The 7223-nt window shown below is 60.1% G+C and carries 8 protein-coding genes and 1 pseudogene; 1 reads left to right on the top strand and 8 read right to left on the bottom strand.

Annotated elements, in window-relative coordinates:
• The 8 genes from Q0R02_RS08485 to Q0R02_RS08450 form a co-directional block, all read right to left on the bottom strand.
• Positions 1–365: LysR family transcriptional regulator (locus tag Q0R02_RS08485; protein WP_293882395.1), on the bottom strand; the 365-nt coding region annotated here is incomplete at its 3' end.
• Positions 346–1041 carry a cupin domain-containing protein gene (locus Q0R02_RS08480; protein ID WP_293882394.1) on the bottom strand — a complete coding sequence of 232 codons (696 nt, stop codon included), beginning with the start codon at positions 1039–1041 and terminating at the stop codon, positions 346–348. The genes Q0R02_RS08480 and Q0R02_RS08485, both read right to left, overlap by 20 nt.
• A gap of 161 nt (positions 1042–1202) precedes the next feature.
• Positions 1203–2642: an aldehyde dehydrogenase family protein gene (locus Q0R02_RS08475; protein WP_293882393.1), complete on the bottom strand. Its 1440-nt coding sequence runs from the start codon at positions 2640–2642 to the stop codon at positions 1203–1205.
• A gap of 13 nt (positions 2643–2655) precedes the next feature.
• The gene (locus Q0R02_RS08470) at positions 2656–3618 is read right to left on the bottom strand and encodes a PDR/VanB family oxidoreductase (protein WP_293882392.1); all 963 of its coding nucleotides are present in this window, start codon (positions 3616–3618) and stop codon (positions 2656–2658) included.
• Positions 3615–4673: a fumarylacetoacetate hydrolase family protein gene (locus Q0R02_RS08465; RefSeq protein ID WP_293882390.1), complete on the bottom strand. Its 1059-nt coding sequence runs from the start codon at positions 4671–4673 to the stop codon at positions 3615–3617. The genes Q0R02_RS08470 and Q0R02_RS08465 overlap by 4 nt, the downstream gene beginning before the upstream one ends.
• Complete coding sequence (locus Q0R02_RS08460; protein ID WP_293882388.1) at positions 4661–5569, bottom strand: fumarylacetoacetate hydrolase family protein; 909 nt, start codon at positions 5567–5569, stop codon at positions 4661–4663. Before Q0R02_RS08460 ends, Q0R02_RS08465 begins: the two co-directional genes overlap by 13 nt.
• A gap of 128 nt (positions 5570–5697) precedes the next feature.
• Positions 5698–6153 (bottom strand): hypothetical protein, encoded by a 456-nt coding sequence (locus Q0R02_RS08455; protein WP_293882386.1) that lies wholly within the window; start codon positions 6151–6153, stop codon positions 5698–5700.
• 14 nt (positions 6154–6167) lie between these two features.
• On the bottom strand, positions 6168–6668 hold the full coding sequence (locus Q0R02_RS08450) for a VOC family protein (RefSeq protein ID WP_293882384.1): 501 nt from the start codon (positions 6666–6668) through the stop codon (positions 6168–6170).
• Between the two features lie 328 nt (positions 6669–6996).
• Between Q0R02_RS08450 and Q0R02_RS08445 the strand changes: the two are divergent.
• A pseudogene (locus Q0R02_RS08445) lies at positions 6997–7223 on the top strand (hypothetical protein); the annotation flags it as partial.

Below are 7223 nucleotides of genomic sequence, written 5' to 3'. Positions count from 1 at the left end.
TCAAAGGGCTGGCTCGCGACTGCGCTGCTTACAGCGAGAAGCGCCTGATGCAGTGGACTTGCCATGGCTGCAGCGCGAGGACTGAGGAACTGCTCACGTCCGACCTGAACAAGGATCGGGTCTTCCAATAGCTCGCGGAGTCGCTGGAGTATGGCGCTCATAGCGGGCTGGCTTAAGTTCAGGCGCTTGGCGGCTCGCGTGACGCTGCGCTCCGCAAGCAACGCATCCAGCGCCGGTAATAACGCGTGATCTTGCCGCGAAATCATCGCAGTAGGTCGCGCTTCAAACGCCCCAAAGTGACTGAAAGAATCGTCACTTTGGGGCGTTGCGAGCAAAGCGGAAAACTTAATTCCAAGCTTCAGCATCTTCCATCGAGATGTAACCATCGTGATCGCTATCGTAGCGCCCGAACATATCGCGGAGCATCATAGGGGCTTCCTCGCGCGAGATACGGCCGTCGCCATCATCGTCAAAGTCTGCGACGATTTTTTTGAAATTGGCGATCTGCGCAGCCTTTTCACTGGTTTGGCCTTTCTTCAGGTAATCAAATGGATCGGGTAAGCCACCAGGCATCCCCCCCGGGTGTGCGGAGGGGAAAAAGTCAACCAGCTTCGCGCGCCCTTGGCCCAGCGTAGTCACGTTGTGGGGCGTGTTCGGAGGAATTCGCATAATCGCCGGGGCTCTTAGGTGGATGACCTCTTCCTTCAGGCCGAAGGCGACCTCGCCCTCCACGAGCACGAATATCTCCTCGACGGGATGCATATGCATCCCCGGGCCTTGGCCCGGGCCCATCTCCGATACCTGCACGGTCGAGCTGTCCCAACCATAGTGCCGTCCTTCCAGCTGTACAAAATAATCTCCGGTCTTCACGTCCCAGAAGTTAAAACCAGATTGATTTTGGAAAACCCAAGGCAAACCCAAGGTGTGCGTGTCGCCCGGAGTGCATTCGAGCTGTCGGCGCTGCTTGGCTGGCACCGCGGAGTCCGGAAGGGTCTCGCGAACCTCCGCCTGGTCGCGACGAAATTGTGGGATGTCGGTCATGATTAGTCTCCAGTTAAAAGTGGGGCCAGACGGCGACGGCTCTGTCAAGCGGAGTGCGTCGCGTCCGGGGACCCGAAATTGTGAAATCGTGATACGCGACCGAACTTGATGCAAAAAATTGGAAGTTTGGATGGCCGCATCCAGGTGTTGGATACACCGTCTCAGACCGGCAGCGTGTAGGCGGTCTTCACTGTCGTGTAGAACTCGCGTGCATATGTGCCCTGTTCCCGCGATCCATAGCTCGACGCTCGAGTCCCCCCAAAGGGCACGTGGTAATCGACCCCCGCCGTTGGAAGGTTCACCATCACCATTCCGACGCGAGCCTTCTTCTTGAAGTCCTGGGCGAACTTCAGGGACCGCGTCACCACGCCGGCGCACAGCCCGAATTCCGTGTCGTTGGCAACCGCGAGACCTTCCTCATAGTTCTTCACCCGAATGACCGAGGCGACGGGGCCGAAAACTTCGTCGCGATTGATACTCTGACTGGCCTCAGTGTCGGCGAGGAGTGTCGGTGTCAAATAATACCCTTCGTGTGGCATTTTGGGGATCTCGCCCCCGAACGCGACGCGCGCACCCTGCCGACGAGCCTCCTCTATATGGGTCATTACGCATTCGCGCTGACCTTGGGTCACGATCGGACCCATCTTCGTCTGATCGTGCATCGCGTGGCCAACCTTGAAGGTCCGAAGACGCTCCACTAGCTTGCTGACGAAGCGATCATGGACGCGTTCATCCACGATAATGCGGCTCGACGCCGTGCAGCGCTGTCCAGTGGATCCGAAGGCACCTTGAAGAGCGACCTCCGCCGCAACGTCCAGATCAGCATCGGAAAGCACGAGGAGCGGATTTTTGCCCCCCATTTCAAGCTGGACCTTTTTCTGGGTCGGAATGGTCGCGGCCAATACTCTCGCCCCGGTCGCGACTGATCCGGTGAAACTTAAGGCATCGACCATGCGCGAGCGGGAAAGAACCTCACCAACCTCAGCGCCGCCATTTACAAGATTGAACACGCCGGCTGGCAAGCCGGCGCGCTGCAAAACGTCGGCAAGGACCCAGGCCGACGCCGGAGTTGGCGATGCCGGTTTCAGGATTACGGTATTGCCATGCGCGAGCGCCGCCGCCGCCTTCCAGGCGGGAATGGCAATCGGAAAATTCCAAGGCGTAATGAGTGCCACGACGCCAACCGGTTCCCGAGTGATATCGACTGTAATGCCGGGGCGGACCGACGGCAGGGTTTCACCACCGGCGCGCAGCACCTCACCGGCGAAGAACTTGAAGATGTGCGCTGCCCGGACGACCTCGCCGATCCCCTCGGGGAGCGTCTTGCCCTCCTCTCGCGAAAGAATGCCCCCGAACTCAGCGCGACGCTCGAACAGCTCAGCACCCACACGATCTAGAATGTCAAAGCGCGGCTGCACGCCGCACACGCGCCAAGCCGCAGACGCCGTATGCGCCGCTGTAACCGCATCCTCTGCGGTTCGCTCGTCAGCAATGGCGAATTCGCCGATGACGTCATCGACGTCGGACGGGTTGCGATTGACTTCCCAAGGGCCGTCCTCGCGCCATTCGCCGCCGATCAGGTTTGCGAAGCGAGCAACCATCACCTTTCTCCAATCACAAATCGAGGACAAGCACCTCGCCCGGAAGCGGGCGCGACACGCAGACCTGCATTATCTTCTGCGACGCTTTCTCCTCGTCGTTCAGCACCACGTCGCGATGCTCCACGAGACCGGATAATATCCCGGTCGTGCATAGGCCGCAGCTGCCCTGCTCACAGTAATATTCGACCGGCAGCCCCTTCTCGAGAAGGACACGGAGGATCGACTTCCCCGGCGGGACCTGCAGCTTCTCGTCGCTGCTGCCCAAAACTATCTCGAAACCCTCATCAGTCTCATCTTCTGTCGGAAGCGGCGCATTCGTGAAGATCTCGGTGTGAAACGTGCCTTCCGGCCAGTGCGAGGTTGAACGGCGAGCCGCGTCTACCATACCCTTCGGGCCGCAAACATAGACGTGTTCACCCGCGTTCGGCTCGGACAGGAGTTTAGCGATGTCGAACGCCCGTTTCGCATGCCCCTCGTCGAAATGCGCCACGACATTCGATCCAAAACGCTGCTGCATTTGGTCGAGAAACGCCGCGTGGTCGGGGGTCCGAGCGCAGTAAACTAGGCGGAACCGCCTTCCGTCGCTCGAGAGCTCCTCCGCCATTGCCATCAGCGGCGTGATGCCTATGCCTCCGGCAACAAGCGTATGGAAGGTTGCCGTCTGCTGAAGGGGAAAATCGTTTCTGGGGTCGCTGATCGCTAGCAGATCGCCGGGGACGAGCGCGTGCATGTAGCGCGAGCCCCCGCGACCATGTTCATCCAACCGGATCGCAATACTGTACCTCGTATCATCGGAGCGCGATCCGATCAGGGAGTAGGCCCGAGTGTCGCCGTCCGGCAGCCAGACGCGGATGTGCGCGCCTGGGGCCCAAGGATGCAGGCTTTCTCCATCGACGGGCACGAGCTCCAGCGCCTTAACTTCGCGCGCAACGGACTCTGCCGAGCGCACGCGCATCTGGCGGCGCTGGTTGCTCATGCGACAGAGGACTGGGGAACTGTCCATAGGGGCTCGGACGGGCCCGAAACCGACTTCACGGGATTTCGGAGCACGCCGATCCCTTCCGCGCCGATCTCCACTACGTCTCCGTCTTGGAGGAACCGGGGCGGTTTCAGCGCTAGGCCGACACCCGCAGGAGATCCCATCGACAGCACGTCACCGGCCTCGAAGCCATACCACTGCGACATCTCGGCTGCGAGCTGCGCGACGGTGAAGACCATCTCGCTGGTGCTCGCGTCTTGCATGAGTACTCCATTGACCTTTAGCCAGAACCGCAGGTTGTCGGGATCGGGCACGTCCTCCTTCGTAGCCACGCACGGTCCCAGGGGGCACATAGTCGGCATGCTCTTGGCGAGACCTATCTGTGCAAAGTCCATAGGCTTGCCGGCCTTGACGGCATCGAAGCTCGACATCGCAGGATCGCGCGGGCCGAGGTCGTTGATGAAGGTATAGCCCACGATCGCATCAGCTGCTTCCTCGACGGAGGCATTGAAGCAGGGCTTGCCGAACACGACGGCGAACTCTGCCTCCCAGTCTACCATCCCCGGGGCTCGTGACGGAAGGACAATGGGATCGTCGGGCCCGATGATCGAGCCCGCGTTCTTCGTGTGTGCGCTCGGTCGGCGACGCGTTGCATATCCACGGTCTGTGCCGCCCGGTTGGGCCGGACGAGGCACATCTCCGCTGATGAGGCGCGTCATCTCCTCTTGGTGGGAGGGAAACTGCGCACCCCCCGACAGCAGAATTCGCGGCCGCTCGATTGGTGCACGCAGCTTGGTCGAGGCGAGCGGTGTTAATCCGCGCAGCTGCCGCAGGCGGATGAGCTCGTCCGACAAGGCTTCCTTTGTCCGGCTCTCCAGCTCCCTGAGGCCGATTAGGCCGGATTCGCCTGCTTCGAGCATCTCTAGAACGTTCGCCGGCTTCCAGGGGAGCATCCCGAAAAACGCAAACCCATGCGCGGCGCACAGGACCTCGTTTCCTATAATCAGCCCCGCGCGGCTGCGCGGAAGGTCATCTATCGTCACGAGCCGCATTGCAGTTTCCTTCTTTCGCTAAATTGAGGTGGCGCGCGTTCGACGACGTTGCGCAGGCGGCCGATTAGGGGAGATGAGACTTCCACCACGTCGCCCGCCTTGAGGAAGACGCTGGGCTCCCGCGCGTGACCAACTCCCGCGGGCGTCCCCATCGAAAAGATGTCGCCAGGCTTGAAGACGTGCCACTGGGCATAATACGAGATCATCCGCTCAATGGAAAACACGAGGTCGGCCGTGCTGCCCGACTGGACCAATTCACTGTTGACGCGACAGTCGAACACGATGTCGCCAAAGTCATCAAACTCGTCGATGGTGGTCATCGCTGGACCGACCGGACAGAAGGTCGGAAACTGCTTGCCCAGACGGATTTTCGTGAAGTCGACGGCACCGCTCGGAGTTTGGGCGGATGCATTCCAGTCCCGCGCGCTCACGTCGTTCATGAGCGTAAACCCTGCAATGCAGGCGCGCACCTCTTCCTCGGTGACTGCGTGGCAGCGACGACCGAAAACGACCGCAAGCTCAGCTTCATAATCAACCATGTCCGGGGAGGGCAGCGGCAGGATGATCGGCTCGCCGGATCCGATAACGCTGTTGGGACTCTGGTTGAAAGCATTCGGCTCGGGCGGGGCGAACGAGGCCGATTGCGTATACTTCTTCGACATCTCCTCAAGATGCGAGAAGTATGAGCGGCCACCGAGCATGATGAGGCCAGGCCGAAGAACAGGTGACGCCAGCCGTGCTTGCTCCGCGGCCAGTGTAATACCATCGTCCAACAGCGCCGCGGCGGCTTCGCCGGATAGGCCGCTGATTCGGTCGAGTGCCTGACGGCAATGTCGCAAGCCATCCTTCCCGATCGCTACAATCTCGCCGACATCGTGGGGCGACCAAGGCACCATCCCCAATGCCGAAAATGCAGCGCCGAGGTCAACGATGACATTGCCAATCTCGGCACCAGCGCGGTGGCCCGAAGCAGTTCTGAGTGTCAGAAGTTTCATGTAATTATCCGTCGCCCGCGCTGACGCGCTTAGACGACGTCCCCCGCGGCGAAGAGATCATCGTAACAGAACGTCGTTCGGTGTTCGAACTCCCACCAGCAGCCGTTCAGGTCCTGGAGGACGAAAGAGACTCCCCCGAAACGGTTCTCGCAAATGTCCGTGATCTCCTGGATGCCGTAGAGTTCGCGCTTTTCGAGCGCTTTCTGCCGGGCGTCGCAAATCTCTTCATCGCTTCCCAAGGCGAGCACCCAACGGTAATCGCGGGACTGGGCGACCTCGACACCGGTTGGAAGACCGAGACAGGCGACATACCACTTTGTTGAGCCGCTGTTGAAACCACCGGCCACCCGCGCTTGGCGATACCAGCCGATACCGAGGAACTCTTCGTAAAATGGTCCCGTCCGGTCAAGGCCTGCGGTTTCCAGCGTCCCGTGCGAGAACGCGTTCGACCGGACGACTGGATCAAAGGAAGAATGGATGTTCATATTACCTCTCGCAGTCATTTCTTGCCGAACGTCTGACGCCAGCGATCGATTTCTTCTTGCGAGCGCATAAGGAATTGGATCTCCCACCAATTACTCATGACGTCGGAGAAATAGAACGAATAGGAGCCATGCTGATTCCGGATATCCTGAACTTCGTCGATACCGAAGTATTGCTTACGCTCGGTCGCGATACGGTGCGCCTGTTCGACCTCCTCGCGAGTGTCGACATCCACACCCCAATGGTTCCAAACGCACTGGGGAGTTTCGATGGTCTCGACCAACCTCGTGTCCAAGACCCAGTAGTCGCCGCCGTCGAGGCGCCCGCCCGTCTTGTGGCCGAGATCGCGGGTAAGCAGGCCGTCGTGCGCGTAGCGAACGCACTGGAGACCAAGAAATTCTTCGTGGAAACGTCGCGTCAACTCTAAGTCGATGCTCGCGGAGGTCCCTCTGCCGAGCCTGATCGGATTGATTGCAGGGGGCGACGACACGAGTGCCTCGCCAGGTTCACTAGCCATTTTATACCTCCGGCGTTGGGGCTACAGGATTTCGTCTGGGCCACCATGTTGAGAAGACTCTGCTTCCCGCTCGCCGCGGTTACAAATCGGATCCTCCTATGGCTCGCATCAAGCCAGGGCATGGTCGTTGATAATGGGTGGGAAGCATCGCCGTGATGCATGGCTCCAATAGAAATATGCAATTTCCAGTTGGCGACGGGACCTACTATTCGACCAGGGAGAGCGGCCCACGCGATAGAGGGCCGCCCAAGGGAGGCGCCGGATGAGTATATTGGCAGCTGGTGGACGAAGCTTCACTTGGCGGCGGACGAGGGGCTTGAGGCTGCGCATGGGCCATCTGGCGGTCGTCGGACTTCTGGTAACCGTCGTGAGCTTCCTCCTCCTCAGTCTGCTTCCTGGCGACGTGGTGGATTCCCTGCTGCCACCCGAAGTGCTGTCAACAACTGCTTTGGCGCATGCTCGAGCCGCGATCGAGCACGACCTGGGCTTGGGCCGGCCGCTTCCCGTTCGCTATATAGAATGGCTGGGCAACCTCTTGCACGGCGATCTCGGCCG

Source organism: Sphingomonas sp. (genome assembly GCF_025353885.1).
Lineage (GTDB): Bacteria > Pseudomonadota > Alphaproteobacteria > Sphingomonadales > Sphingomonadaceae > Sphingomonas_O.
The sequence above is the reverse complement of the archived record's forward strand: the minus strand, read 5'-3'. Positions and strand labels throughout refer to the sequence as shown.